The following is a 25,181-nucleotide window of genomic DNA, read 5'->3' on the forward strand; positions in this document are numbered from 1 at the left end:
CCTCATGCCGGAGACCCGGAGGAAATCCCGATGCGCGTGAAATACGTCCTGTCCGAGGTACTGGTCGGACTGTGGCGCAACGTGACCATGTCCATCGCGATGATCATCACGATGGCGGTCTCGCTGACCATGCTCGGCGCCAGCGGTCTCATGTACCGCCAGGTCGACGACATGAAGGACCTCTACTTCAAGAACATCCAGGTCGCGATCTTCCTGAACCAGGAGGTGAGTGAGCAGGAGCGCACCGATCTGCAGAGCAAGCTCGACGGTGACCCCCTGGTGAAGGAGGTCATCTACGTCGACAAGGCCCAGGCGTACGAGCGCTTCAAGACGATGTACCAGGACGCTCCGGACCTGGTGAACGCGGTCAAGCCGGACCAGCTGCCGGAGTCCTTCCGGATCACGTTGAACAACCCGGAGCAGTACAAGAACATCTACGACCAGTACAAGGAAACCGGCGGCGTCGACGAGATCGTCGACCAGAGCAAACTGCTCGACAAGATCTTCAACATCCTCACCTCGATCCAGAACATCGCCCTGGCTGCCGCCATCGTGATGGCGATCGCCGCCCTGCTGCTGGTCGCGAACACCATTCAGGTGGCTGCGTACAGCAAGCGGCGTGAGGTCGCCGTCATGAAGCTGGTCGGCGCGTCCAACTGGTTCATCCAGGCGCCGTTCGTGCTCGAGGCGGTGGTGGCCGGTCTGATCGGCTCGCTGCTCGGTCTCGTGGCCCTGGTCGCGGCGAAGTATCTGCTCTTCGACGGCTCGTTGAGTGCGTTGCAGGGTCTGCTCTCGCCGATCACCTGGGGCGACATCCTGTTCATCTTCCCGCTGATGGCCGGTGTCGGCGGTCTGGTCAGCGCGGGCACCGCCTGGATCACCCTGCGCTTCTACCTGCGGGTCTAGGCATCGCACGGGTCGTCCCGTCGTCTCCTCAAGGGCCCTTCCGCAGCCGGAAATAAACGGCGCGGGAGGGTCCTTGTCAATGAGGCTCGTTCGGGCGGCCCTGACGATGGCACGGCCTGCTCGGCGGCGAGGGCCCGAATAAGCCTCATTCGGGTAGCATGATCGGTTGTCCGGCCGGGGTGAGCCCGGCCACGACGACGGAGAGGGGGTGGCGCCGATGCCACGGGAAAAGGGGCGCAAGGTGGTCGCCTCCAACAAGAAGGCACGCCACGACTACGCGATCCTCGACACCTACGAGGCGGGCATGGCGCTGACCGGCACCGAGGTCAAGTCACTGCGCGCCGGGCGCGCCTCGCTGGTCGACGCGTTCGCCCAGGAGCGCGACGGCGAGTTGTTCCTGCACGCCATGCACATCCCCGAATACACCCAGGGCACCTGGACCAACCACGAGCCCCGGCGGACCCGCAAGCTGCTGCTCAACCGGGGTGAGATCGACAAGCTCGTCGGCAAGACCCGCGAGGGCGGTCTGACGATCGTCCCGTTGCAGGTCTACTTCTCCGACGGCTGGGCCAAGGTGGAGATCGCCCTGGCCAAGGGCAAGAAGTCGTACGACAAGCGTCAGGACCTCGCCAAGCGGGACGCGGACCGGGAGATCGCCCGGGTGTCCGGTCGGCGCGGCAAGGGCATGGACGACTGATTCATCCTGTTTGCCCGGGTCGGCGTGCCGGCCCGGGGCTCGGGATGAAAGCTGTTGCGGCAGGCGTTAGTCTTGTCAGTGCCGCCACATCGGCGGCCTGTCGAGGGGGTGACTGGTTTCGACTTCGTACGCAGCGACAGGGGAAGCGAGCCGAGGAAGCCGACGTCGTCTCGAGAATCGGTCGTCGGAAACTTATAAGCGCCAAGAACACTCGCGCTGACTTCGCTCTCGCCGCCTGAGGCGAGTAGCTAAGTCTGTCGGCCTGGGAACGCCTTCGTCCCAGTAGCCGGCATCAGCTAGAAGGCTGGCCAATCGGACCCGGTCGCGGGGTCCGTGCGGCGAGATCAATCAGCGACTGGGCCCGTCACACCAACTTGCTCGCGTGAGCGGTGGGGCCGAGTAGAGGCACAGCGAGCTGCGCTCGGAGAAGCCCTGACAAACCGGCGAAGGACCCGGGTTCGATTCCCGGCACCTCCACCACCTCGAGCGAAGCGCCCCGGCCACCAGGCCGGGGCGCTTCGTCGTGTCGGAGGTCTTACGCTGCCTGCTGTGACCCACCAGGAGCTGCGCCTGTCGGTCGGCGCGTCACCCGCCCAGCGCACCGTGGCGGTGCTGTCCGGCGTGTTCGTCGCGACCGTCGGGCTGGCGTTCGTGGCGCTACCCCTGCTCGCCGGCGGGCTGCTGCGTCGGTTGACCGGCCCGGGCGATCCGTTCGCCTCCTACGAGGAGGCCCGCGATCTCCCGCCGGGCATGCTGCCGCCCGGGCTGAGGGACTCCGCCGGCGGCGCGGACCAGTCCAATCCCGTCCCGGTCGTCGGGCTGTGCGGCCTGCCGTTCGTCCTGCTCGGCGTCTACCTCGTGCTGCGGGTGCTCCGCACCGCGGCGTGGCTGGACGGCAGCCAGGTACGGGTGCGGGGCGCGTTCCGTACCCGCTCCGTCGACCTCGCCACCGCCCGGATCGATGCCGGCGGAGTGCCGCATCGCGAGGTGGGAGACGATGCCCCGATGGTCGGGCAGCGGCTGCGGGCCGCCATCACCGCCACCGACCGGGCGAGCGCGCGGCGGGTCACCATTCCGCTGCGCGGCATGGGCCTGGACAGCCTGCCCCCGTCCGAGCTGCGTGCGTTGGCGGACGCGATCACGACCGGCCGACCGACCGACGGGCGCGACGACGGTGCGCATGCCGTCGCCGTCCAACTGCACCGCCTGGCGGCGCACCCCCGCTAGACCGGCGGTACCGGCACCCCGGCTGTGGCCGCTGATACGGGTGGGCTTCTTGTGGTGCCCGGTGCAGATGAGTCGAATCGTGGCCCTGGACAGGGCGGGCCGGGCAGGCTCACCATCGCGTTATGGGATAGCAGCGTCGCGGGAGGTGCCATGGTCACCGGTCCGGTCCAGCAGCCGTCACTCGTCGCCCGGCCGCGTGCGGCGCACCCCGTCGATCCGCATCCCATCGGGTTACCCGGTGAGCCCCGCCCGGCCGGGCTCTCCGGCGACGTGCACGCCTTCGGCCGGGCCGTCGCCGTCGCCACCACCGAGCCGTGCTGGCGCGAGGAGGTCCTGCTGCGGCTGCGTCCGGTGCGGCGGGGCTTCGCCGAGCACGTCCGGGTCACCGAGGGCCCCGCAGGCCTCTACCGGGAGCTGCTCACCCAGTCGCCGCGGCTGGAGCACGGGGTGCGGTTGCTGACCCGGGAGCACGCGGCGATCGTGGCCACGCTCCTCGCGGTTCAGCGGATCGCCGAGCAGGCCGAGGCGCACCCGGACGAGCTGCGGCATCGAGCCGGGCACCTGCTGCGGAAGTTGGCCCGGCACCGGCGACGCGGCGCGGACCTCCTCTGGGAGGCGTACCAGACGGATCTGGGCGGCGAGACCTGAGCCCGCGTCGGGGAACCAGGGCGTCGGTGGCCGCGTCGAACCGGTCATGCGTCGACCGGTCCTGCTGCTCGTGCTCCCGTTGCTACTGGTGGCGGGCTGTGCCCCCACCCGTGCGGATCTGTTCGACGGTCCCAGCGACCCCCAGCGTGCCGAAGCCTTCGACCAGCGGGCCGCCCAGGTCGCCGAGGCGTGGCAGCCCGGCCCGGACTGGCGCACGGGGTACGTCCCCCTGCAGGGGCCGACAGTGCTCACCGGTGACCCGCGCTTCACTCCCGACACCGAGGCGGCGTTTCGGGCCGGCTGGTACCGGGCGCAGGTCCCGATTCCGCCCACCCGGGTCGGCGGTGAGATCCGGTTCCCGGACGGCCGGCTGACACTGCCGCTGGTCAGCGCCGCCGAGGCGTACCGTCAGCTCGACCAGGGCGACCCGCTGCCCTGCCCGGGGCGACCGAAGCGACCCGGCCTGCCCACCCCCGGCGGCCCCACCGTCGAACCCGGGCCGGACGGTTGGACCACCAGCACGCCGCAGACCGCCTGCCTCTCGCTCACCGTCACCGGGGTCAACCTCGGCACCGTGCCGGTCCGCACGAGCCGGGGTGAGGCGCAGGTCCCGGCCTGGCTGTTCGACGTCGAGGAGCTGGCCACCCCGGTCGCGCGGCTCGCCGTCGCACCCACGGCGGTGGGTGCGGTGCCCGAACCCACAGCGCCGGCCGGGCCGCTGCCGGACGGGTTGGTGGCCGCCCAGGACCTCGCGGCGGTCGACGGCACCCGGTTGACGGTTCGGCTCGGCGTCGGTGCCTGCGACACCGCGATCACGCCGCTGGTGAGGGAACGGCCGGACGTCGTGGTGGTCGGTGGCAGCGTCACCCGATCCGCCGGCGAGTGCATCGCGCTGCTCAAGGTGCAACCGGTCACCGTCACCCTCGCGGCGCCGCTGGGCGCCCGCCCGGTGCTCGACGTGTTCACCGGCGCTGCACTGTCGATCGCGTCGCGCTGACCGTGCGGCTCAGAGGATGCTCGGCACGTCGGTGCTGATCGGTACGGGCAACACGGTGGGTCGGTCGGCCCGCAACCCGGCGGCGAGCGCGACGCCGAGCTGGTCGGGGGTCTCCACCACCTCGGTCGCGCAGCCGTATCCGGCCGCGATCGCGATGATGTCCAAGCCGGGCAGGTCCAGGCCGGGCACCCCGGGAGTGTCCTTCAGCTCGGCGAACGCCTTGAGGATCGCGTACTGCTTGTTGACCGGGACGACGACCACCACCGGCAGGGCGAGACGCGCGGCGGTCCACAGCGCCTGTACCGAGTAGTGGAACGAGCCGTCACCGATCACCGCCACCACCGGTCGCCCACGCCCGGTGTCCCGCTCGGCGAGGGCCACCCCGATCGCGGCCGGCAGGCCGTAGCCGAGACCGCCACTGGCCATCGTGAAGTACGACGCCGGGCGGTTGACCCGGAGCTGGCGGCGCAGCGCGGACAGATTGGAGGGTGACTCCTGGACCAGCACGCCGTCCGTCGGCCAGTGCGCGGCCAGCGCGGCGAACAGGGCGTCGGCGCTCAGCGGGGTGGTGACCTCGGGCGGCGCCGGTGCCGCCCGCGGCGCGGGCGGTGGCCGGTCGGCCGGTGGCACCCGTTCGGCCAGCGCGGCCAGGGTCAACCCCGGGTCGCCGAGCAGGCTGTCCCCGACCGGGGCGCGGGCGGCCTCGTCGGGGTCGTCGGTGACGTGGAGCAGCCGGGCGCCGTCGGGGAGGTGCCCGCCGGGCACGTACGGGTAGTAGCGGAACACCGGCGCGCCGACGACCAGCACCGTGTCGTGGCCACGCAGCGCGTCGGCCAGCGGCCCGATCGCGTACGGCAGCACCCCGCGGAAGTGCGGGTGGTCCTCGGGGAACACGGCCCGCTCGGGGGCGGGGGCCGACCAGACCGGTGCGGCCAGCCGCTCGGCCAGCGCGACCGCGGTCGACCAACTCCCGGAGCGGTCCACCCCCGGGCCGTACACCAGCACCGGGTTGCGGCTGCCGGCGAGGATCCGGGCGAACTCGTCCAACCGCTCCGGGTCCGGTGCGAAGCGGGTGGCCACCGAACGTGGCGCGGGCGGTGGGTCGGCCGGCTGGGCCCAGTCGTCCATCGGCAGCGAGAGGAAGACCGGGCCGGCGGGTGGTTGCACCGCTGTCGCGTACGCCCGCAGCACCGCCGCCGGGATGTCCTGCGCCCGCGCGGGCTCGTAGGCCCACTTGACGTACGGCTGGGGCAGCTCGGTGGGGCGACGGTTGGTCAGTCGGGGTTCGAGCAGCAGCATCTCCCGGGTCTGCTGGCCGGCGCTGACGATCAGCGGGGTCTTGTTGTGCCAGGCGGTGACCAGGTTGCCCATGCCGTTGCCGGTGCCCGGCGCGGTGTGCAGGTTGACGTGGGCAGGCGCACCGCTGGCCTGGGCGTACCCGTCGGCCATCGCCACCGCGGTCGCCTCGTGCAGCGCGTGGACGTAGTGGAAGTCGGCGGGGAAGTCCTGGAGGAACGGCTCCTCGGTAGAGCCGGGGTTGCCGAAGACCGTGGTCATGCCGAGGGTGCGGAGCACGTCGTACGTCGCGTCCCGGACCGTTGCCATCGCCACCCGCCTCCGCGTCGCGGGCACGGACGACCATGGTCACCCTCCCGATCAGCCGAATCTATCGGGATGTGACGGACCTTTCGGGCGTTTCTCCACCGACTGTGGCCAAGAGCATCGATCACCAGGAGCTTCGTCGTCGGGGCTGTCGAATCTCCGTCTTAACTGTCCGATCACCTGCCGGTCAGACCTTAGCCAGCGCCCGGGACGCAGGCTATGGTGCCAGGCATGGCGTTGACAGCGCGGTCGATCCCGGCGCCCCGGTCGGATCCGGCAGATGACCGATCCCCGGCGCGGGCTCACGGTTGATGGGTGTGTGGGATGCAGGGAGAGGGCCAGGCGATCGGCGGACGGGCGATGGAGTCGATGACCGGGCGGCTGCTGGTCGCGACTCCGGCGCTCAAGGACCCGAACTTCGACCGTACGGTGGTGCTGCTGGTCGCCCACGAGCCGGGCGGTGCGCTCGGCGTGGTGTTGAACCGCGCCACTGAGGTGCCGGTGGCCGACGTGCTCGGCGACTGGAGTGACCTGGCCCGCCACCCGGCGGTGCTGTTCGAGGGCGGCCCGGTGCAGCCCGACTCGGCCATCTGCCTGGCCCGCATGCGACACCCGATGCGTCGGCTCAAGGGCTTCCACCAGGTCTCCGGGGCGGTCGGCACGATCGACCTCTCGGTCGATCCGGAGCGGCTGAGGGAGGGCATCGGCGGCATCCGGGTCTTCGCCGGCTACTCGGGCTGGGGCGGCGGCCAGTTGGAGCAGGAGATCGCCGACGGTTCCTGGTTCGTGCTGGACGCGCTGCCCGGTGACGCCTTCGTCGACCGGCCCGACGACCTGTGGCCGATGGTGCTGCGCCGGCAGGGCGGGATGATGGCCGCCGTCGCGCACTTCCCCCCGGACGTGGCGCTCAACTGACCCGGCTCGGCAAGGGACCCCGCGAGATGACCATGCCGGCCGGTCTGTGTATAGTTTCCCAGTGCCCGGGCGACCGGGACGACAGCAAGGGGCCGTGGCGCAGCTGGTAGCGCACCACACTGGCAGTGTGGGGGTCAGGGGTTCGAGTCCCCTCGGCTCCACCTTGTTGCACAGCAGGTCAGCGGCTTAGTCGGAGAACATCGGCTAGGCCGCTGATTGTTTTTGCGGTCCTGGGCGCGACCAGCGCCTAGCCGACGATCGGTGACCACTCCCGTTGGCCGACGATCGTCACCCCGGGGGTGCGGTAATACGGGTCCTCAGCGAGGATGGCGGCGAACGCCTCGGCGTCCGCGACGTCGAAGATCAGGAGCGCGCCCGAGTCGTCGGAGAATGGCCCGGCCATGACCAGGCGGCCCTCCTGACGCAGAGCCTGGAGACGTTCCCGGTGCGCGGGCCGGGCGGCCAGCCGGTCGGGTTCGTCGCCGAAGGACAGCTCCAAGATGAACACGGTTCCTCCTCCTGAAGGCGGTCTCCCGGAGCACCCTAGTCGACGCGCGGTGCCATCGCCGCCGCACCGAGGGCGCCCGGCCCAGGGGCCACGGCAAGGGCCGGCGGGCGCGCGGTGGCCCGACTCGCAGAAGTCACGCCGCTGGGCTCGCACCCGCTGGGGACAGCCGTGGCGAAATCGTCGGTAGACGGACAGTGAAGGTCGCGCCGGCACCGGGCCAACTGTCGGTGGAGATCGTCCCGCCGTGGCTGGTGACCACCTCGCGCAGGAGGGCCAGGCCCAAACCGAAACGCCGGTCCTTGGCCCCGGCGCCGCGGTGGAAGCGGTCGAAGAGGTGCCTCGCGTCGGCGGGGTCGAACCCGGCTCCGCTGTCCGTGACCACCAGGTCCGCGTCGCGGCGGGAGGTGCGGAGGGTGACGTCGATGCGGCCGCCGGGCGGGGTGTGGGTGAGGGCGTTGGCGAGCAACTCGCCGACCACGCGGCGTAGGGCCGAGGCGACTCCGGGGACGAGGACCGGAGCGTCCGGGACGGTCAGGTGTACCTGGACACCCTGCTCCGCGGCGCGGTCGGCCTCGCAGTCGACGGCCTCGGCGGCGAGACGAGCCAGGTCGACGGGCTCGGAGGGGTGCCGGTCGGCTGGCATGGCGGCGAGGCGGGCGGAGAGCAGGAGTTCGTCGACGATCTCGCCGAGGCGGCGGGTGGTCTGGATCAGGCGGTCGTAGTCGGCGCGGTCGGCGCCGGCGCGGCGGGCCAGTAGCTGGGCGCGGGTGTGGACCTGGGCGATGGGGGTGCGCAACTCGTGGCTGGCGTCGGCGACGAAGCGGCGTTGCCGGTTGAGCGCCTCGGCGAGCGGTGCCACGGCTCGGCGGCCGACGATGATGCCCGTGAGTACCGCCGCGGCGATGCCGACCATCGCGGCGAGGAGGAAGGCGGCGAGCAGGTGACGCCGGTCGGAGAGTTGGAAGCGGGCGTCGAACACCGCTTGCACGACGCCGGTGCCGCGCGGCTGGGTGCGGACGTAGTAGGTAGTGCCGTTGCGGCTGATCTTGTCGCTGCGAACCTGACGGTCGAGGGCCACCGCGTCGATGGCGGACCGCAGTGGGAAGCCCGGAGGTGGCGGGTTCCGGCCCGAGTCGATGCTGCCGCCGTCGTACAGGATGATCCAGTTGCAGCCCGGCGGCCCGTCGATCGTGCCGTGGACCGCACCGTAGGTGAGCTCCCGTTCGATCTGTTCGTGCTGACTGTGCAGCAGTGTGGCGTAGGAGATGGCGGCGCCCAGGGCGAGCAGCGCGGTGATGGTGAGCCCGACGAGCATGCTGACCCGCACCCTGGCCCGGCGCAGCATGGTGTCCTCGAAGCTCACAGGGTCCCCAGCCGGTAGCCGAGGCCGTGCACGGTCCGGATCACCGAGCGGCCGAGCTTGCGCCGCAGGTAGTAGACGTACGTGTCGACCAGGGACGCCGCGGCCGCCTCGTCGAAGACCCGGCTGCGCAGCTCGGAACGGGAGTGGACGGTGTGCGGCCGGGCTGCGAGAACCCGTAGCAGCTCGAACTCGCGTGCGGACAAGGCGATCCGGGTGCCGTCGCGCAGGACGGCGTCGCGCACGGAGAGGTCGAGCTGGCCCGAACCGAGCCGTAGCACCTCGGTCGACTCGGAGGTCCGGCGGCAGAGGGCCCGGATGCGGGCGCTCAGCTCGTCCAGGTCGAAGGGTTTCGTCAGGTAGTCGTCGGCACCCGCGTCGAGGCCGGCGATCCGGTCCTGGACGGTGCCGAGCGCGGTCAGCAGCAGCGCCCGGGCGACCACCGCGCGGGAGCGCAGTCGGACGACCAGGTCCAGCCCGTCCAGGGCGGGGAGCAGCCGGTCGATCACCATCACGTCGTAGGGCCGGGTGAGCCCCAGGTGCAGGCCGCGCTGCCCGTCGGGGGCCTGGTCGACGACGTATCCCTCGTCGGTCAGGGTCTCAGCCACCATGCCGCGTAGCTCCGAGTCGTCCTCGACGAGCAGGAGTCGAGTCATGCATAGATGGTGACACCGTTACATCGAAATGTCTCTATATCTCGGAAAACTTGTCGCCTCAAACAAACAATCTACGGGGTCTTCGGGGTCTACGGGGTCCCGGCGGGTACGAGCGACGGTGCAGCAGAAGTGGGGACCCGCGCCTCACGCCGCTCGATCCAGCTGAGCAGCGGTGTCGTCATGAGTGTCGTGACGAGCGCGACAAGCACCAGCACGGTGAAGAGCGACGGATTCACGATGCCCGCCTCCAGCCCCACGTTCAGGGCGATCAGCTGCATCAGGCCCCGGGCGTTCATGAGCGCGCCGACGCGCAGCGCGACCCCGTTCGGCTCGCCGCGCAGCCGGGCCGCACCCCAGCAGGCGCCGAACTTGCCGGCGATCGCCACGGCCACGCACGCGGTGGCGAAGCCGAGTACGGCCAGGTTGCCCAGCAACGCGAACTCGGTGCGCAGCCCGGAGTAGGTAAAGAACAGCGGCAGGAAGACCGTCGCGGCGATCGGCGTCAGCGTGTCGACCACCCTGTCGGTCTGTTCGGAGCGCGGCATCACCACGCCGACCGCGAAGGCGCCGAAGACCGCGTAGAGCCCGATCTCGTCGGTGTACCAGGCCACCAGGAAGAGCAGTGCCACGGTGCCGAGTAGCCGCGCGCGATCGCCCGGGAGCCCCATGACGTAGCCGGTCACCCGCCGCCCACCCAGCCACAGCGCCACCCCGAACAGCAGCGCACCACCCGCGCAGACCAGGGCCGGGCCGACCGCGCCCGAGGCGAACGCCAGTACCGCGGCCAGCATGATCCACGCGACCATGTCGTCGATCGCGCCGCTGGCCAGGGCGAGCAATCCGAAGCGGGTCCCGGCGAGGCCGCGCTCCGTGATGATCCGGGCGAGCATCGGGAAGGCCGTGATCGCCAGCGCCACGCCGACGAACGCCGCGGACACACCGAGCGACACACCGTCCGTGCGGATCGGGACGAAGCCCGCCATAACAAGGACCAGCAGGGTCCCCAGCACCAGCGGAGCGGCGACACCCGCGAGCGACACCGCTCCCGCCGTGCTCGCGAGCCCGGTCACCCGATGCGAGGTGAAGGCGTACCCGGCCTGGAACATGAACAGCACCAGGCCGACCTGGCCGACCACGTACAGGATCGGCAGCAGCGGCGCGGGAAAGAGCGCGGCCTGCGCGCCCGGCCACAGCAGGCCGAGCAGCGACGGGCCGAGCAGCACCCCGGCGAGCATCTCGCTCACCACGGCGGGCTGACCCACCTTGCCGAGGAGCCAGGCGACCAGCTTGCAGAAGAGCAGAATGACCGCGACCGCGATGAAGAACCGCGGGGCGAGCTCGGTGGGGGTCATGAGCCGGCCTCCTCGAAGAATCGGGTGCACAACTTCTGTCGCCGGGCGTCGACGACCATCCAGGTGCCGCAGAAGAGCTGCTTGACCGAGCGCCCCACGTCGAAGAGTCGGTCGCGCTGCCGCATGAGGGCGAGCCGGTTGCGGCCGGGGCCGGGGAGACCCCGGGGCGTCAGGTACGCGGGACCGCGACTCGGCAGCGAGCGGGTGTGCGCTGCCGACGAGCTGACCGAGAAGCGCCGCAGCACCTCCCGCGTGGCTGCGCGCAGTTGGACGGGGGCCGAACCACGCGCCGGGCAGGCCCGGTTGGCGGTCACGCCGTACGGGATGAAATGCGCGTCCTGCCGGCGCAACGACAGCCAGCGGTCCGGGTTGAACTCGTCGTCCGCGGCGGGACCGGTGCGCTGATAGGACAGATAGTTGAAGAGCAGCACCGATCCGGTGGGGAGGACGTGATCCCCCACCGTGATGGGTCCGGAGGTGATCCGGTGCGCGATACCGAACAGCGGGTGCACCCGGAGCGTCTCGTCGATGAGTCGGTCGAGCGACCCGTCCGACGTGTCCGTGACGGCCCCGGAGCACAGCAGGATGTGTGCCATGGCCTCCGACATCTGCACCACCGCCGTGTTGAAGAACGCGCCCTGCAGATACCAGGCGGTCTCCAGGGCGCTGAAGGGCGGCGGCAGCACGACCGGGCACGTCCCCGCGTCGATCCGGTCCAGCAGGTAACGGGTCAGACGAACCCGCCGGGACATGTGCCGCAGACTCATCCCTTTCAGGGCGGTGACCACGTCGTCCGCGTTCGCCACGATGAGATCGCGGACGTCGCGCGGGCAGCGTGCGCCGAACACCAGCTCGTACGAGACCTCGGCCCAGATCGGCATCATCAGGTCACGTAGCCGCACGTGGCTGATCCGGTCCGCCGGGAGCGCGTCGAGGATCCGCCGGGTCGCGGCCGTCGCCAGTTCGTCGGAGCGCGCGTGCGGGACGGCGAGCACCTGCCGGGTCGTCCGTGCGACCGTCCGGTACGGCTCGCCGGGCTCGAGGTGCTCCTGATGCATCTGCGGACCGGGCGCGAGCCAGTACCAGAAGAGGTCCGACAGGCCGGCCCCACGGCTGCGTCCGTCGGCTGCCGGATCGCTGTAGACCCGCTCGAAGTCCTCCGGGCCCACCAGCGGCCCGGGGACGGGAACGCCCTCGGTCCCGTTGACCCGCTCGAAGATCCACTCCCGCAGGCCGACCACCGCCCTCACCGGGTCACCACCTGGTCGGGCGTCAGGTCGGCCGGCCGCCGTGCTCCGACCAGGGCGAGGGCCTGATCCAGCTCGGTGGTGAGTCGGTCGAGAACGTCCCGTACGCCCACCGCCCCGCCCGCCGCGAGCGCCCGCACCACCGGGCGCCCCACCAGCACCGCCCGCGCCCCGAGCGCCAGCGCGATCACCACGTCGGTGCCGCGGCGCACACCCCCGTCAAGCAGCACCGGGATCTGCCCATTCACGGCGGCCACGACCGCGGGCAGCGCGTCGAGCGTGGGGATCGCCCCGTCGAGCTGTCGTCCACCGTGGTTGGACACGATCACACCGGCAGCGCCGTGCTCCACCGCGAGGCGGGCATCCGTGGGATGCAGGACGCCCTTGAGCAGGATCGGTAGTCCCGTGACGCCGCGCAGCCAGGCGATCCGGTCCCACCCCGCCGTCGCATCCATCGTGATCGGGCGCACCCGGTCGGTCGCGTCGCGCATGTTCTCGCACGCGTAGCCGGACGGCAGGTCGGTGAAGCCGTTGCGCAGGTCACGCTCGCGCCGCCCGAACACCGGGGAGTCCACGGTCACCACGAGCGCCCGGCATCCCGCGGACTCGGCGCGCTTGACCACGTACTCCGTGAAGTCGAGGTCGGGCTGCGGGTAGAGCTGGAACCACAGCGTCCCGCCGGCCGCCGCGATCTCCTCGACCGGCTGGGTGGCGGCCATGCTGACCACCATCGCCGTGTCGGCCGCCGCGGCCCCCCGCGCGGTGGCCGCCTCGCCGTGGGGGTGCGCGAGGCGATGAAAGGCCGTCGGAGCGACCAGGACCGGGGCGGCCAGCGAGGTGCCGGCCACTGTGGTCCGCAGGTCCCGCTCACCGGTCGCCCGCAGCACCCGTGGCACGAGCCACCGTCGCTCGAAGGCCCGCTCGTTGGCGGCGAGCGTGCGCTCCCGCCCGGCCCCACCCTCGAAGAAGTCCTGGTGGACCGGGTCCATGTCAGCCCTCGGCGCCCGAGAGGCAACGCCCAAGGAACTCCTGCAGCGGCCGTACGTGGACGTCGGGCCGGTCCCACTGGTTCTCCAGGTTCTCGGCGAGGTGGTGCGTGCTGATCAGTTGACCCTCGCGGTGGTAACGGACGACCGGGTGCAGGTACGCCGCGTCGTGCGCCTGCCCCACGGCGTCCTGGGCCACGCGGGACACGGTGATGTCGAACGGGTCGACCTGGTCGTGGTCGGGACCGTACTCCAGAGTGATCACGAATGCCTGGTCGTAGTCGTGCTCGGCGGTGCGCAGGCCGGTCGCCGCGAAGTAGTCCACCGGCACCTCCTCGTGGTAGCGGGCCTCGGGCCCGGCCACGGTGAGTACGTCGCCGAGGAACCCGAACTGCTGCCACAGGGCCGAGGTGCGGTTGACCCGTTCGATGACGGCCGCGGTCATGGCTGCCGGGTCGACGGCGAGCCTCTCGGACGGCCAGTCGGTGGCGTCGTACCGACGGGAGAGGATCCTGTGCAATGCGCGCACGGCGTAGCGGAAGCCGTGCACGAAACCGCTCGTGGACTTCTTGAAGTCGCGTTCCTGCGAGATCGTGCCGGCGAAGAACAGCCCCGGGACGTTCACCGACTCCCACGCCTCGGTCTGTGCCGGGAATCGGTCCTTGATGGCGAGCTGGGGCCGGGCCGAGGCGTCGAAAATCGAGGCGTCGAAACGGAATCCCGTGCAGCCCAGCACCCGGTCGTAATGCAGTTCCTTCACGACCTCGTTCGCCCGCGAGAAGCTGAACTCGACCTTGTAGCCGGTACCGTCGCGCTCGATGCTCCTGACCGTGCCGTCGAGGATCGCGTTCGCCGACTTGAGCTGATATGTGTCGAGGAAGTTGTTGTTCACCGCGCGCAGGTGCCCGACGTAGTGGGTGCGCCACGCCATCCGGACCGAGCTGGGCCCGGCGACGTGGATCAGTGTCGTGGTCTCCATGAGATTCTCGGCGGTCTCGAAGGCGGAGTTGCCCTTGCCGATGATCAGCACCTTCTGGTCGAGATAGTCACGTGGCTCGACGCTCATCACGTCGTACCCCTCGGCCAGCTCGAATCCTGCGATGTCCGGCTGGTAGGTCTTCGAGACGCCGGTGGCGACGATCACCGCGCGGGTCTCCCAGCGCCGGTCGCCGGCCTCGACCGTGAACACGTCGTCGTGCTTCGACACGCGGGTCACCCGGGTGCCGTAACTGACCTTGACGCCGGTCTTCGCCGCGAAGTCCGCGAGGTACCGCACCATCACGTCGGCGTCCGGGAAGTACCGCTCGGTGTACTGCGTGAACAGCAGCGCCGGGTCGTCGGTGAGCAGGGAATTCCAGTCGAGCCGCAGATTCAGCTCGGGGTCGTCGGTGCCCGTGTGCGGCTTGTTGATCGAGATGAGTTGACGGTGCCGCGGATAGGTGGCGAAGAATGCCCCCGGTCCGTCGGCGGCCTCCAGCACCACATAGTCACGCTTGCCGTCGGCCTCGAGCAGGGCGGCGAGTTGAAGGCCGGCCGGACCGGCTCCGATGATCAGATAATCAAGCGTCACGGTGGTCACCGTACGAGCCGGAAATCAGAGAGATTTCAAGCTCTTCCAGAATCGCGGCTGCCCTGCGCACGTCGTTGTCGAGCGGCCGGTCCGGATCGATCGGAGGGATCTCCTCCAGGGCCCGAAGGACGCGGTCACAGCCCGCCGCCGTGGGCCGGCGCGCCCCCACGTGCGCCGCCTGGCGCAGCCCGAGCCCGAGCGAACCGGTGATCAGGCGCAGCAGCTGCGCCTGGTCCAGAGCGCGGAGAGCGGCCTGCGTGCCGAGCGGAATGACGTCCTGGTTGTGCAGGTTGGTGGGGAGGCTCTGCAGGCTCGCGGGCACGCAGTCGCGCCTGATCTCGGCGATGAGCGCGGTCGACGCGAGCTGTACGCCCTGCAGCCCGTGCTGCTGGCCTGGTCCGGCCGCGAGCATCGGCGGCAGTCCGCCGTTGCGCCCGGGGTCCACGAGCAGGTCGAGTTGGCGCTCGGCGAGGTTGCCGACCTGGGCGATCACCATGGACAGGACGTCGGCGGCGAACGCGGCGGGTTGGCCGAAGAAGTTGCCGCCGTGCACGACCTTGTCGTCGGCCGGGAAGAACAGCGGGTTGTCGCTCACCCCGCCGAGGTCCGCCGCCACGACGCCGTCGACATAGCGCAGGGCGTCCTCGGCCGCCCCGAGCAACTGCGGCGCGCAGCGGATGCTGTAGGGCTCCTGCAACGGTCTCGTGCCGGACTTCCGCAGGCCCGCGGAGGACTCCCGCATCGCGGCGCCGACCGAGCTGGCGCCCGGGTGGCCGTACGCGGCGAGGAGGGCGGGATCGAGGAACTGTGGATCGCAGCCGAGCAGGTCGGCGAGCAGGCAGCTCAACGTCTGCACCACGCGGTGCGACGTGCGGACCCGGCCCAGGGCGAGGGCCAGCGCCGCCGTGGTGAGCGACGTGCCGTTGACCAGCGCGAGTGCGTCCCGACCGTCGAGCGGCAACGGCTCCAGGCCGGCCTTCGTCAAGGCGTCCCCGGCGGGCATCCGGACACCGTCCAGGTAGGCGTGCCCGCGACCGCGCAGCGCCTGGGCGGCGGCGCCGAGCGGGATCAGGTCACCGCTGGCCCCCACCGAGCCGAACCGGGGCATGGCCGGTGTGAACGTCGTGCCGAGCATGGCCGCGAGCGCGTCGATCACGTGTGGCGAGACCCCCGACGCGCCCCGGGCCAGGGACCAGGCGCGGACCAGCAGCGTCGCGCGTACGACATCCGGGGCGAGGTCCGGGCCCTGGCCCGCCCCGAGGTGGGCGAGGGTGTTGTCGGCCTGGTCGCGCTGGTCGGCTCGGCCCGCGTAGCCGACGAGCGCACCGAAGCCGGTGGTGGCACCGTAGATCGCCCGGTCGTCGCCGAGTGCCTTGCCGAGGAATGTGCGGGCCGTCGCCACTCGGTCCCGCACCTCGTCCCCGACCACGACAGTGACCGGGCCTGCTGCGACGCGCAGGTCGGCGAGGCGCAGGGGTGCTGCCAAATCCACCTCAATCGTCATGGGAGCGGATGTTAGAGGCAATTTCTCAGAGCTCTCTGAAATTGCCTCAGTAAATTGCGGCCCATGACGCACGATTGCCTGATCATCGGAGCCGGGCCGGCAGGTCTACAGCTCGCGGCCCTCCTCGAACGCGACGGTCACGACTACGTGGTGCTGGAGGGCGGCCCTCGGCCGGGCACATTCTTCGAGACCTATCCCCGGCATCGCCAGCTGATTTCGATCAACAAGGTGTGGACCGGATCGGAGGACCCGGAGTTCAATTTGCGGTCGGACTGGAACTCGCTGCTGACCGACGATCCGGCGCTGCTCTTCAAGAACTACAGCACGCGCTACTTTCCGGCCGCGGACGATCTGGTGCGTTATCTTGCCGACTTCGCGCGGGGTCTGCGCGTCCGCTACGAAACCCGGGTGACCTCCGTGTCGAAGGTCGGTGACGTGTTCACGGTGCGGGCCGGCGACGACAGGTGGACGGCACGGAGAATCGTCGTCGCCACCGGCGTCTCCCAGCTCTACGTGCCGCCGATCGAGGGCGCGGACCTGGCCGAGCGTTACGACACGGTGAGCGTCGACCCCGCCGACTTCGTCAACCAACGCGTGTTGATCATCGGTAAGGGCAATTCAGCCTTCGAGACCGCGGACGCGCTCGTCGAGACCGCCGCGACGATTCACGTCGCCGGTCCGCACTCCATCAAGCTGGCCTGGCAGTCCCATTACGTCGGGCACCTGCGCGCCGTGAACAACAACTTCCTGGACACCTATCAGCTGAAGTCGCAGAACGCCGTCCTGGACGGCACTGTGGAGCAGATCAGCCGGCGGGAGGGTGGCGGGTTCAGGGTGCTCTTCCGGTACGCCCGGACGGTCGAGAATCTGCGCGAGATCGAGTACGACCGGGTCATCCTCTGCACCGGATTCCGCTTCGACGCGTCCATCTTCGCCGAGTCCGCCCGGCCGGAGCTGGCCATCAACGATCGGTTCCCGGCGCAGACGCCGGCCTTCGAGTCGGTGAACGTCAGCGGTCTCTACTTCGCCGGCACCCTCAGCCAGCAGCGTGACTTCAAGAAGTCCACCAACGGCTTCATCCACGGTTTCCGCTATGCCACCCGCGCACTGCACCACATCCTCCGCGAGCGGCACCACGGGCAGCCCTGGCCGTCCCGGCAGATCGCCCTGACGCCGGAGGCGATCGCCGAGTCGATAATCGCCCGGATCAACGTGACCTCGGCGCTGTGGCAGCAGTTCTCGGTGCTCGGCGACGTGATCACTGTCGAGGGCGAAGCCGCCTGCTACCGCGAGGAGGTGCCGGTCGCCTACCTGCGGGACGCGGAGCCGGACGTGTTCGCGTTCCTGGTCACCCTGGAGTACGGCCCCGACCACGACCAGGTCGACCCGTTCGACATCACGGTGCCGCGTCCGGCCGAGAACGACGCGAACGCCGCTCACGACGCCAGCTATCTCCACCCCGTCGTGCGGGTGCTGCGCGACGGGCAGGTCGTCGCCGAGCACCACCTGGCGGAGAACCTGGAGAACAACTGGGATCTGCCGACAGTGCATCGGCAGCCCCTCGAGGTCTTCGTCAAGGGTGTCCTCGCCGATGCCCGCTGAGCCGATGCCCGCTGACGTCTGGCCGCAGCCCGTCCTCGACCTCCTGGCCGACGGCGGGGACCGGCCGGTCTTCGAGGACGGGCCGGTCGTCACGACCGCTTCGGAGATGGCGGGTCTGATCCGGCGCATCACGGTCGGGCTGCGCTCGTCCGGCGTGGGGCCCGGAGTGGGCGTCACGCTCGATCTGCCGGTAACCGCCGCCGCCTTCGCCGCCACGATGGCCGCCTTCGCCGTCGGGGCGCGGGTGTCCGGGTGGCGTGCCGACCTGAGCCCGGCACAGCTGTCCGGCTCCCTCGTGGTCGACTCGGCGCGGCTGGCCTCGCTCGCCGATTATCCCGACGACGGGCTGCCATTCGTCGCGGCGGGACGGGCTGCGGATCCCGCGCGGATCATCTGGACCAGTGGGAGCACAGGGACACCGAAGGGCGTGGTCCAGACCTATGCGGCCATGTCGGCGGCCTGGGCCCCGTACCCGCACCGGTGGCCGCCGGCCATTGCCGAACTGGCCACCCGGTTGCAGCGTTACCTGGTCTTCGGCTCGCTGGCCAGCCAGGTGATGCTGGAGTACGGCGTCCTCGCCCTCGCGGCGGGCGGCACCCTCGTCGTGGCACCCCGGCCGGTCTTCCCGGACGCCCTGGTCGAACACCGGGCCACGGCGAGCGTGATCACCGTCGGCAAGCTGCACCAGCTGATCCGGGACCACCGCGCCAACCCGGTGGACCTGCGTCACCTGCGGGCGCTGATGGTCTCCGGGTCGCCGCTCGCGCCGGGCCGACTGGCGGAAGCGCTCGACGTGCTGGGTCCGGTGGTCTTCCACGGGTACGGGCAGACCGAGACGTCGATGATCGCCATGGTGACCCCCGCCGAGATGCTGGCCGACACGGCGACGCTCGCCACGGTCGGTCGTCCGGCCGTGCACGTCTCCCTCCGCGACGGCGAGATCTATGTCCGCACACCCGCGCAGGCGTCCTCGTACTGGCAGGACCCGGACGAGTCTGCCGAGGTGTTCGTGGACGGCTGGGTGCGTACGCGTGACCTGGGGGAACTCGACGCGAACGGGTACCTGCGGCTACTCGGACGCGCACGAGAAGTCATCATCGTCAACGCGCAGCTGGTCCACGCCGGACCGGTCGAGCGGGCGCTCGCCGCCGACGCCACGGTCGGCGAGGCGTACGTCGTCGGGTGCCCGGACGAGGTGACCGGCGAGGCCGTGCACGCCTTCGTGGTGGCGGTGGCCGGGAGGACGCCCGACCCGGACGTGTTGCGCAAGCTCGTGGCCGCACAGGTGAACGATCTTGCGGTGCCGCGAACCGTCACGGTCATCGACCGGGTTCCGCTCGCTCCGAGCGGCAAACCGGACAAGCGTGCACTCGCCCAGCGTGTACCACTTCAGGACCGAGGCGTACACGCAGACCGCCCCTGACCGGAGCATCCGGTCAGGGGCGGTTGTCGACTGTATGTCCGGTAAGGGCGGGGTCAGCCCTGGCGGCTCTTCCACTGCGGGTTGGCGCGGTTCACCACGACCGTCCGGCCGCGACGGCGGACCACCACCGAACCCGGCTTCTGCTTCAGCGCACGCAACGAGCTACGTACCTTCATCTCTGCCTCCTCGGTGCAAGCGGTTCCGGGTATCGAAACGCCATGCCCACCCCGGGGATTCCCGCCCTCTGCGCCGATGGCCGACCCTGCGTGGGGAGGGCGGCGTCGGATCTGGTGACCCGCGCCGCCCGGAACCCGGCGGTGCTCAGCTCAGGTGCCGCTCGATCTCGGCCAACTCGTCGGCGGTGAAGTCGAGGTTGTCGAGCGCGGCGATGTTCGTCTCCAACTGCTCGACGCTGCTCGCCCCGATGATCAGGCTGGTCATCCGCGGGTCGCGCAGCGCCCAGGCCAGCGCGAGTTGCGCGAGGGACTGGCCGCGCCGATCGGCGACCGCGCCGAGACCCCGGATGGTGGCCATCTTCTCCTCGCTGAGGTCGCTCTCGTTGAGGAAGACGCTGGTGCGCACCCGCGAGTCGGCCGGGATGCCACCCAGGTACCGGTCGGTCAACAGGCCCTGGGCCAGCGGGCTGTACGCGATGCAGCCCGCCCCGACCTGCTCCAGCGTGTCGAGCAGGCCGTCGGACTCGGTCCAACGGTTGAGCATCGAGTACGACGGCTGGTTGATCAGCAGCGGCGTACCCAGGTCACGAAGGATCGCGGCGGCCCGCGCGGTCTGCTCGGAGTTGTAGTTCGAGATGCCGACGTAGAGCGCCTTGCCGGAGCGGACGATGGCGTCGAGCGCGCCCATCGTCTCCTCCAGCGGGGTGTCCGGGTCGAACCGGTGCGAGTAGAAGATGTCGACGTAGTCCAGCCCCATCCGGCCCAGCGACTGGTCCAACGACGAGATCAGGTTCTTGCGCGAACCCCACTCGCCGTACGGGCCGGGCCACATGAGATATCCGGCCTTGCTGGAAATGACCAGCTCGTCCCGGTACGCCTTCAGGTCGGTGGCGAGCATCCGGCCGAAGTTCTCCTCCGCCGAACCGGGCGGCGGGCCGTAGTTGTTGGCCAGGTCGAAGTGGGTGACACCCAGGTCGAAGGCGCGCCGGACGATGTCGCGCTGCCGTTCGAACGGTCGGTCCGGACCGAAGTTGTGCCAGAGGCCGAGGGAGACGGCGGGCAGCCGCAGGCCACTGCGCCCGCTGCGCCGGTAGGTCATGGAGTCGTAGCGGTCATCCGCGGCGAGGTAGGTCACGATCATGAGCCTAGCTCTGGCAGGTGCTGGCGGGGATAGCGCGTGCGAACCAGGACATCGGGGTAGTTTCGACGCCATGCGTTTCATTGCGCTCGACACTCCCAAACCGCTGTCCAAGATCGGGCTGGGCACCTGGCAGTTCGGCTCCCGCGAATGGGGCTACGGCCGGGAGTTCGAGCAGCAGGCGGCGCAGATCGTCCGACGGGCCGTGGAGTTGGGCGTGACGGTCTTCGACAGCGCGGAGATCTACGGCTTCGGGCGCAGCGAACGGATCCTCGGCGCGGCCCTCGGCGACGACCGGCCCAAGGTGGTGATCGCCTCCAAGATCCTGCCGGTGCTGCCGGTGGCCGCGGTGGTGCAGCAACGGGCGGTCGCCTCCGCGGCCCGGCTCGGCGTCACCAGCATCGACCTCTACCAGGTGCACTCACCCAACCCACTGGTCGCCGACCACACCACCATGCGCGGCATGCGGACCTTGCAGGACGTCGGGCTGGTCGGCGAGGTCGGGGTGAGCAACTACGGGCTGCGCCGCTGGCGGGTCGCCGAGGCGGCGCTCGGCCGGCGCGTGCTCAGCAACCAGGTCCGCTACAGCATGCTGGACCGCGCGCCCGAGCAGGACCTGCTGCCGTACGCGCGGGAGGCCGGCCGGGTGGTCATCGCGTACAGCCCGTTGGCGCAGGGCTTCCTCTCCGGCCGATACGACGCGAAGAACCCGCCGGCCGGCGCGGTCCGGCGGGCGAGCCCGTACTTCCTGCCGGAGAACCTGGAGCGCGGCGCCGTGCTCATCGACACGCTGCGCCAGGTCGCCGACGCGCACGACGCCACCCCCAGTCAGATCGCGCTGGCCTACCTGCTGCGCCACCCGAACGTGCTCGCCATTCCCGGGGCGTCCGGGGTGGAACAGATGGAACGCAACGCCGCCGCCGCGGACATCGACCTCGCCGACGACGAGTACGCGGCACTGGCCGAGACCGCGAAACGCTTCCGACCGGTCACCGGCCTCGCCGCGATGCCGGCGATGGTACGGGCCCGGATCACCGGCCCGACGGGAAAGTGAGCACAGTGGACGACATCACCGCACTGATCCTGGACGACCACGCCGCCTTCCGGCGTGGCTTCGCCCGCCTCGACGACGCCCGCGACGAGCAGGAGATGCTCGCCGTCTGGGACGCCCTCGCCCTGCACCTGGACATCCACGCCGAGGCGGAGGAGGCGATCCTCTACCCGCACCTGGTCAAGCACGGCGACGACGGCGAGGACGAGACCGCCGACGCGATCGGTGACCACAACAAGATCCGGGATGCCATCGCCGAGGCGAAGCTGCACCCGGTCGGCTCGGACCAGTGGTGGGCGGCGGTCGGCACGGCCCGCCGGGAGAACAGCGAGCACCTCGCCGAGGAGGAGGACGAGGCGCTGCCCGACTTCCGCCGGCACGCCAGCTTCGAACTCCGCGCCGAGCTGGGGCAACGCTGGCTGACCTTCTACGGCGAGCACAAGAACGGCCGCAACCTGCCGTTCCGCGACAAGGACCCGCAGCAGTACGTCGACGACCACCGCTGAGATCTCCCCGGCACGGGGGAGTCGCCCGAGCCCACCTCGGCAGCAGAATGACGAGGTGACCCTCCGCGCGGCGCTGACCCCGCTGGTCGCCGGCACCACCTGGCGACGCGGCGTCTTCCTGCTGCTCGGCGGGGTGCTGGCACTGCCGTACGGGGTGCTCGCGGTGACCTTCGCCCAACTGTTCGCCGACTCGGCGATCCCCCGCCCACTGGTCTACGTCCTGCTGGTGATCGCGGCGCTGATCGCCGGGCTGCCGCTGCTGCTGGACGGCAGCCGGGCACTGGAGATCGCCGCCGTACGGGCCCTGCTCGGCATCGACCTTCCCGAACCCGCGCCCGGGCACCGGGGCGACCGGGAGACCCGGCTGCGCAGCGCACTCTGGATCGCCACCCACCTCATCGTCGGCGCACTGGTGATGATCGCGCTGTTCAGCGCCCTACCGATGGCGCTCGCCTTCATCGCCCAGCAGTTCGGCATCGGCACCGAGCTGATCAGCCGCGAACGGTTCGGACCGCTGGACGGACGGGACGGCGGCTGGTTGACAGTGAGCGGTGTGGTCCTGCTTGTCGGCCTCGGCTACGCCGTCGCCGGGCTCGGCGCGCTCGCCGGCTCGATGGCGCCGGTGCTGCTCGGCCCCGCCCCGGCGGAGCGGATAGCCGCCCTGGAGACGCAGGCCATCCGGCTCGCCGAACGCAACCGGCTGGCCCGGGAACTGCACGACTCCATCGGCCACGCGCTGACCGTCGCCACCCTCCAGGCCGGGGCCGCCCGCGAGGTCCTGCACACCGACCCGGAGTTCGTCCGACGGGCGCTCACCGCCATCGAGGACACCGCACGGACCGCCATGGACGAGCTGGACCACGTGCTCGGGCTGCTCCGGGAGAACGGCATCGACCGGCCGGCGGTGGCGCCGCAGCGTACCCTCGCCGACCTGGACCGGCTGGTCACCGACGCCCGCGCGGCCGGGCTGGCGGTGCACGCGCATCGCGTCGGCGACCCGGCGCGAGTGCCCCCGGCGGTCTCCCGGGAGGGTTACCGGATCGTCCAGGAAGGACTGACCAACGCCGCCCGGTACGGCGACGGGCCGGTTACGGTGCGGCTGGACCTGCACCCGGGGGAACTGGAGTTGGAGCTGGTCAACGCGATGAGCCGCCCCGGTAGGGCCCCGCTGGGACAGGGCGGTCGAGGTCTGGACGGCATGCGGGAGCGGGTGCTGCTGCTCGGCGGCCGGATCACCGTGGGACCGGACGGCGACCGGTGGCTGATCCGGGCCCGCCTGCCCTACCAGGAGGCACGATGACCACCGGCGTGCTCATCGTCGACGACGACGAACTGATCCGGATCGGGCTGCGGGCCATCATCGACGCCCAACCCGACCTGCGCGTGCTCGCCGAGGCCGCCGACGGGGCCGAGGTGCCGCCGCTGGTGGCCCGGCACCGGCCCGACGTGGTGCTGATGGACGTACGGATGCCCGGCATCGACGGCATCCAGGCCACCCGGCACCTGCTGGCCACCTCGGCCGACCCACCACGGGTGCTGGTGGTCACCACGTTCGCCAACGACGAGTACGTCTACGAGGCGCTTCGCGCCGGCGCCTCCGGGTTCCTGCTCAAACGGGCCCGGCCCCCCGAGGTGGTGGAGGCCGTCCGGGTCGTCGCGGCGGGGGAGTCGCTGCTCTTCCCGGCTGCGATCCGTCAGTTGGTCGGCGCGTACGGGCCGGTGGGCGGGGACCGGCTGCGCGCCGCCCGGCTCACCGACCGGGAGGCCGAGGTGCTGCGGTTGATGACCACCGGTCGATCCAACCCGGAGATCGCCGCGCACCTGGTGGTCGGCGTGGAGACGGTCAAGACGCACGTCGGCAACGTGCTGGCCAAGCTGGGCGCCCGCGACCGCACCCAGGCGGTGATCGCCGCCTACGAGTCCGGCTTCGTCACCCCGTCCGGCTGACGGTTCCCTCGCCCGGGGGAACCGGTTCACCGCTGCTCGGGAGGGGATCGGCCGGGCATCGGTCGACGCTGAGAGCATGACAACCATCACTGCCTCCCCTGCCCGCCCCGGCTCCCGCTGGCCGGACCGGCTCGCCCCACTGGCCGCCGGTTGGCTCGGCCTGTGGGGCGTGCTCGCCCTGGTCGGCACGCTCACCGCCACTGGTTACCCGTTCGGCACCAACGACCAGCACGGTGGCGACGTCAACCTGCTGCGTCTGGTGCCGGTGGACCTGGCCACCCCACTCTTCGCCGGCGTGCTGCTGACCGCCGCCGTGACCGCCCTGGTCATGAACCGCCCGGCGGCACGCACGCCCGGCCCGCTGCGGGCGCTGCTCGCCGGCTACGGCTGGGCGGTGGCGTTCCTGCTCGCCGTGGTCGTGCCGGACGCCCGGGTGTTGGTCGTCCTCGGCTACCTGCCGGTCCTGCTCGTCGGAGCGCCGTTCGGCTGGCCCCCGATCGACTACTCCGACGTCTTCAACTGGGCGCTCTTCGCCCGGTTCGCCGCACTGGCCGGCGGACTGCTGCTGGCCGGGGCCGTTCTCACCTGGCAGCGGCGCACCGCCGGGGCCTGCGTCGGCTGCGGCCGAGACGACACCGACCGGGGGTGGACCACCCCGGCCGCCGCCGCGCGCTGGGGCCGGTGGGCCGCCGGCATCGCCGCCGTCATCCCGTTGACGTACGCGCTGACCCGGTTCGCCTGGGCGGCCGGCATCCCGCTGGGCATCTCCCGGGAGTTCCTGACCGAGATGCAGGAGAGCGGTCTGGTGTGGGCCGGGTTCGGGCTCGGCGCGTTCGCCACCGTCGGCGCGATCCTCACCCTCGGCCTGGTGCAGCGCTGGGGTGAACGGTTCCCGCGGTGGATGGTCGGGTTGGCCGGTCGTCGGGTGCCGGTGACACTGGCGGTGCTGCCCGCCACCCTGGTCGCCATCGCGGTGACGGCGGCCACACTGGGACTGCTCAGCAACCCCGAGTTCTGGCGGCTGACCGGCGGTTTCAGCCTGACCGGTGCGCCGATGCTGCTCTGGCCGCTGTGGGGTGTGGCGCTCGGCGCCGCCACGTACGCGTACCACCTGCGTCGCCGGGGAACCTGCCGGCGCTGCGATCGGGGCTGAGGGTGGGGGA

The 25,181-nt window shown here is 70.9% G+C and carries 24 protein-coding genes, 1 tRNA gene and 1 other RNA gene; 15 read left to right on the forward strand and 11 right to left on the reverse strand.

Annotation, left to right across the window (positions count from 1 at the left end; genetic code table 11):
* Nucleotides 1–30: 30 nt before the first annotated feature.
* The 6 genes from ftsX (at nucleotide 31) to O7614_RS06780 (ending at nucleotide 4,475) form a co-directional block, all read left to right on the forward strand.
* Nucleotides 31–906 carry a permease-like cell division protein FtsX gene (gene ftsX, locus O7614_RS06755; RefSeq protein WP_278137609.1) on the forward strand — a complete coding sequence of 292 codons (876 nt, stop codon included), beginning with the start codon at nucleotides 31–33 and terminating at the stop codon, nucleotides 904–906.
* Between the two features lie 217 nt (nucleotides 907–1,123).
* On the forward strand, nucleotides 1,124–1,603 hold the full coding sequence (smpB, locus tag O7614_RS06760) for an SsrA-binding protein SmpB (RefSeq protein ID WP_203177075.1): 480 nt from the start codon (nucleotides 1,124–1,126) through the stop codon (nucleotides 1,601–1,603).
* 104 nt (nucleotides 1,604–1,707) lie between these two features.
* Nucleotides 1,708–2,083: a transfer-messenger RNA gene (gene ssrA, locus O7614_RS06765) on the forward strand.
* Between the two features lie 69 nt (nucleotides 2,084–2,152).
* Nucleotides 2,153–2,830, forward strand: a complete 678-nt coding sequence (locus tag O7614_RS06770; protein WP_278137610.1) for a hypothetical protein — start codon at nucleotides 2,153–2,155, stop codon at nucleotides 2,828–2,830.
* Nucleotides 2,831–2,980: 150 nt separating this feature from the next.
* Nucleotides 2,981–3,478, forward strand: coding sequence for a hypothetical protein (locus O7614_RS06775; protein WP_278137611.1), 498 nt, complete (start codon nucleotides 2,981–2,983; stop codon nucleotides 3,476–3,478).
* Between the two features lie 46 nt (nucleotides 3,479–3,524).
* Nucleotides 3,525–4,475, forward strand: a complete 951-nt coding sequence (locus O7614_RS06780; RefSeq protein WP_278137612.1) for a hypothetical protein — start codon at nucleotides 3,525–3,527, stop codon at nucleotides 4,473–4,475.
* Nucleotides 4,476–4,484: 9 nt separating this feature from the next.
* Here O7614_RS06780 and mdlC read toward each other — a convergent pair whose 3' ends face one another.
* Complete coding sequence (gene mdlC / locus O7614_RS06785; protein WP_278137613.1) at nucleotides 4,485–6,080, reverse strand: benzoylformate decarboxylase; 1,596 nt, start codon at nucleotides 6,078–6,080, stop codon at nucleotides 4,485–4,487.
* Between the two features lie 321 nt (nucleotides 6,081–6,401).
* On the opposite strand from mdlC, the gene O7614_RS06790 reads away from it, so the two are divergent.
* Nucleotides 6,402–6,992 (forward strand): YqgE/AlgH family protein, encoded by a 591-nt coding sequence (locus tag O7614_RS06790; RefSeq protein WP_088986211.1) that lies wholly within the window; start codon nucleotides 6,402–6,404, stop codon nucleotides 6,990–6,992.
* An 88-nt stretch (nucleotides 6,993–7,080) separates the two neighbouring features.
* A tRNA-Ala gene (locus O7614_RS06795) sits at nucleotides 7,081–7,153 on the forward strand.
* A gap of 86 nt (nucleotides 7,154–7,239) precedes the next feature.
* Here O7614_RS06795 and O7614_RS06800 read toward each other — a convergent pair.
* The 8 genes from O7614_RS06800 to O7614_RS06835 form a co-directional block, all read right to left on the reverse strand.
* The gene (locus O7614_RS06800) at nucleotides 7,240–7,500 is read right to left on the reverse strand and encodes a YciI family protein (RefSeq protein WP_278137614.1); all 261 of its coding nucleotides are present in this window, start codon (nucleotides 7,498–7,500) and stop codon (nucleotides 7,240–7,242) included.
* 133 nt (nucleotides 7,501–7,633) lie between these two features.
* Nucleotides 7,634–8,863: a HAMP domain-containing sensor histidine kinase gene (locus O7614_RS06805; RefSeq protein WP_278137615.1), complete on the reverse strand. Its 1,230-nt coding sequence runs from the start codon at nucleotides 8,861–8,863 to the stop codon at nucleotides 7,634–7,636.
* Nucleotides 8,860–9,516: a response regulator transcription factor gene (locus tag O7614_RS06810; RefSeq protein ID WP_278137616.1), complete on the reverse strand. Its 657-nt coding sequence runs from the start codon at nucleotides 9,514–9,516 to the stop codon at nucleotides 8,860–8,862. The genes O7614_RS06805 and O7614_RS06810 overlap by 4 nt, the downstream gene beginning before the upstream one ends.
* 89 nt (nucleotides 9,517–9,605) lie before the next feature.
* Nucleotides 9,606–10,868: a cation:proton antiporter gene (locus O7614_RS06815; protein WP_278137617.1), complete on the reverse strand. Its 1,263-nt coding sequence runs from the start codon at nucleotides 10,866–10,868 to the stop codon at nucleotides 9,606–9,608.
* Complete coding sequence (locus O7614_RS06820; RefSeq protein WP_278137618.1) at nucleotides 10,865–12,118, reverse strand: cytochrome P450; 1,254 nt, start codon at nucleotides 12,116–12,118, stop codon at nucleotides 10,865–10,867. The genes O7614_RS06815 and O7614_RS06820 overlap by 4 nt, the downstream gene beginning before the upstream one ends.
* Entirely contained in the window at nucleotides 12,115–13,104 is a 990-nt protein-coding gene (locus O7614_RS06825; protein WP_278137619.1) for an alpha-hydroxy acid oxidase, read from the reverse strand. Before O7614_RS06825 ends, O7614_RS06820 begins: the two co-directional genes overlap by 4 nt.
* A gap of 1 nt (nucleotide 13,105) precedes the next feature.
* A complete protein-coding gene (locus O7614_RS06830; protein ID WP_278137620.1) occupies nucleotides 13,106–14,671 on the reverse strand; it encodes an NAD(P)-binding domain-containing protein in 1,566 nt (521 codons plus the stop codon).
* Nucleotides 14,661–16,175, reverse strand: coding sequence for an aromatic amino acid ammonia-lyase (locus O7614_RS06835; RefSeq protein ID WP_278137621.1), 1,515 nt, complete (start codon nucleotides 16,173–16,175; stop codon nucleotides 14,661–14,663). The genes O7614_RS06830 and O7614_RS06835 overlap by 11 nt, the downstream gene beginning before the upstream one ends.
* Nucleotides 16,176–16,238: 63 nt before the next feature.
* On the opposite strand from O7614_RS06835, the gene O7614_RS06840 reads away from it, so the two are divergent.
* Nucleotides 16,239–17,777: an NAD(P)-binding domain-containing protein gene (locus tag O7614_RS06840; RefSeq protein ID WP_278137622.1), complete on the forward strand. Its 1,539-nt coding sequence runs from the start codon at nucleotides 16,239–16,241 to the stop codon at nucleotides 17,775–17,777.
* Nucleotides 17,767–19,200, forward strand: a complete 1,434-nt coding sequence (locus O7614_RS06845; protein WP_278137623.1) for a fatty acid--CoA ligase family protein — start codon at nucleotides 17,767–17,769, stop codon at nucleotides 19,198–19,200. The genes O7614_RS06840 and O7614_RS06845 overlap by 11 nt, the downstream gene beginning before the upstream one ends.
* A gap of 53 nt (nucleotides 19,201–19,253) precedes the next feature.
* Here O7614_RS06845 and O7614_RS06850 read toward each other — a convergent pair whose 3' ends face one another.
* Both O7614_RS06850 and mgrA read right to left on the reverse strand, forming a co-directional pair.
* Nucleotides 19,254–19,376: a 50S ribosomal protein L36 gene (locus tag O7614_RS06850; RefSeq protein ID WP_030331473.1), complete on the reverse strand. Its 123-nt coding sequence runs from the start codon at nucleotides 19,374–19,376 to the stop codon at nucleotides 19,254–19,256.
* Nucleotides 19,377–19,521: 145 nt separating this feature from the next.
* The gene (mgrA, locus tag O7614_RS06855; protein ID WP_278137624.1) at nucleotides 19,522–20,517 is read right to left on the reverse strand and encodes an L-glyceraldehyde 3-phosphate reductase; all 996 of its coding nucleotides are present in this window, start codon (nucleotides 20,515–20,517) and stop codon (nucleotides 19,522–19,524) included.
* Nucleotides 20,518–20,587: 70 nt separating this feature from the next.
* Here mgrA and O7614_RS06860 point away from each other — a divergent pair, with 70 nt between their 5' ends.
* From O7614_RS06860 to O7614_RS06880, 5 genes are all read left to right on the forward strand, one after another.
* On the forward strand, nucleotides 20,588–21,568 hold the full coding sequence (locus tag O7614_RS06860) for an aldo/keto reductase (RefSeq protein WP_278137625.1): 981 nt from the start codon (nucleotides 20,588–20,590) through the stop codon (nucleotides 21,566–21,568).
* A 5-nt stretch (nucleotides 21,569–21,573) separates the two neighbouring features.
* On the forward strand, nucleotides 21,574–22,071 hold the full coding sequence (locus O7614_RS06865) for a hemerythrin domain-containing protein (protein ID WP_278137626.1): 498 nt from the start codon (nucleotides 21,574–21,576) through the stop codon (nucleotides 22,069–22,071).
* A gap of 55 nt (nucleotides 22,072–22,126) precedes the next feature.
* The gene (locus O7614_RS06870; protein ID WP_278137627.1) at nucleotides 22,127–23,371 is read left to right on the forward strand and encodes a histidine kinase; all 1,245 of its coding nucleotides are present in this window, start codon (nucleotides 22,127–22,129) and stop codon (nucleotides 23,369–23,371) included.
* Complete coding sequence (locus tag O7614_RS06875; protein WP_278137628.1) at nucleotides 23,368–24,018, forward strand: response regulator transcription factor; 651 nt, start codon at nucleotides 23,368–23,370, stop codon at nucleotides 24,016–24,018. Before O7614_RS06870 ends, O7614_RS06875 begins: the two co-directional genes overlap by 4 nt.
* Nucleotides 24,019–24,094: 76 nt before the next feature.
* Nucleotides 24,095–25,171 carry a hypothetical protein gene (locus O7614_RS06880; protein WP_278137629.1) on the forward strand — a complete coding sequence of 359 codons (1,077 nt, stop codon included), beginning with the start codon at nucleotides 24,095–24,097 and terminating at the stop codon, nucleotides 25,169–25,171.
* The last annotated feature ends 10 nt before the right edge of the window (nucleotides 25,172–25,181 follow it).

Source organism: Micromonospora sp. WMMD961, from assembly GCF_029626145.1.
GTDB lineage: Bacteria > Actinomycetota > Actinomycetes > Mycobacteriales > Micromonosporaceae > Micromonospora.

Coding starts and splice junctions, on each gene's coding strand:
- ftsX (WP_278137609.1), top strand. CDS start 31: ATGCGCGTGAAATACGTCCTGTCCGAGGTACTGGTCGGACTGTGGCGC.
- smpB (WP_203177075.1), top strand. CDS start 1,124: ATGCCACGGGAAAAGGGGCGCAAGGTGGTCGCCTCCAACAAGAAGGCA.
- O7614_RS06775 (WP_278137611.1), top strand. CDS start 2,981: ATGGTCACCGGTCCGGTCCAGCAGCCGTCACTCGTCGCCCGGCCGCGT.
- O7614_RS06780 (WP_278137612.1), top strand. CDS start 3,525: ATGCGTCGACCGGTCCTGCTGCTCGTGCTCCCGTTGCTACTGGTGGCG.
- mdlC (WP_278137613.1), bottom strand. CDS start 6,080: ATGGCAACGGTCCGGGACGCGACGTACGACGTGCTCCGCACCCTCGGC.
- O7614_RS06790 (WP_088986211.1), top strand. CDS start 6,402: ATGCAGGGAGAGGGCCAGGCGATCGGCGGACGGGCGATGGAGTCGATG.
- O7614_RS06810 (WP_278137616.1), bottom strand. CDS start 9,516: ATGACTCGACTCCTGCTCGTCGAGGACGACTCGGAGCTACGCGGCATG.
- O7614_RS06815 (WP_278137617.1), bottom strand. CDS start 10,868: ATGACCCCCACCGAGCTCGCCCCGCGGTTCTTCATCGCGGTCGCGGTC.
- O7614_RS06825 (WP_278137619.1), bottom strand. CDS start 13,104: ATGGACCCGGTCCACCAGGACTTCTTCGAGGGTGGGGCCGGGCGGGAG.
- O7614_RS06835 (WP_278137621.1), bottom strand. CDS start 16,175: ATGACGATTGAGGTGGATTTGGCAGCACCCCTGCGCCTCGCCGACCTG.
- O7614_RS06840 (WP_278137622.1), top strand. CDS start 16,239: ATGACGCACGATTGCCTGATCATCGGAGCCGGGCCGGCAGGTCTACAG.
- O7614_RS06845 (WP_278137623.1), top strand. CDS start 17,767: ATGCCCGCTGAGCCGATGCCCGCTGACGTCTGGCCGCAGCCCGTCCTC.
- O7614_RS06850 (WP_030331473.1), bottom strand. CDS start 19,376: ATGAAGGTACGTAGCTCGTTGCGTGCGCTGAAGCAGAAGCCGGGTTCG.
- mgrA (WP_278137624.1), bottom strand. CDS start 20,517: ATGATCGTGACCTACCTCGCCGCGGATGACCGCTACGACTCCATGACC.
- O7614_RS06860 (WP_278137625.1), top strand. CDS start 20,588: ATGCGTTTCATTGCGCTCGACACTCCCAAACCGCTGTCCAAGATCGGG.
- O7614_RS06875 (WP_278137628.1), top strand. CDS start 23,368: ATGACCACCGGCGTGCTCATCGTCGACGACGACGAACTGATCCGGATC.
- O7614_RS06880 (WP_278137629.1), top strand. CDS start 24,095: ATGACAACCATCACTGCCTCCCCTGCCCGCCCCGGCTCCCGCTGGCCG.